Consider the following 515-nt stretch of genomic DNA (forward strand, 5'->3'; position numbering starts at 1 on the left):
TCCCGTGTTGATCGGCGCCGCCGTGGGAGCCGCCGTAACCTATGTCATCATGGACAAGAGTTTTCGCAAACGAATGTCCGACTCGGTACACGATTTCGGCGACACGGTTCAGTCCCGCGTCAGGCATGCGAAGCGCGGCGCGACGGAAGTACTAGACGATGCCCCCGACGCGACCAAGGATGCGACAAGGTAGATCGCCGAATCATCCGGTCTCGGGACCTGCCTGCATCAAGCCTGTATCAAGCAACCCGGATCGACACCGTCGAGCCGGGGCAGGTTTTGCAGCCGCCACGGCAACAGCGAGGACCCCCTTTTGCACACCACGCGGGCGTTGTCGTGATCGGTTGCCTTTCGCCTCGGCGGGTGGGGATACACTGATCTGGTTATGATCAGACGCAAGTGGAAGCGGACATCGGGGATTCGGTCCCGATCGTCGGGACCCTGGGATGACAAAAAGCGCCCGCTGCAGCTTGGACTCGGCGCAGCGGTTAGTTAAAGCGAGGCGGAGGCAGGAC

1 protein-coding gene is annotated in these 515 nt (G+C 61.6%); it reads left to right on the plus strand.

The genetic code is table 11. From position 1 onward, the window contains the following. Positions 1–193 (plus strand): YtxH domain-containing protein (locus CKO31_RS26630; RefSeq protein ID WP_207148141.1); only part of this gene is annotated, 193 nt, incomplete at its 5' end. Positions 194–515: the final 322 nt, after the last annotated feature.

This window comes from Thiohalocapsa halophila (genome assembly GCF_016583825.1).
Lineage (GTDB): Bacteria > Pseudomonadota > Gammaproteobacteria > Chromatiales > Chromatiaceae > Thiohalocapsa > Thiohalocapsa halophila.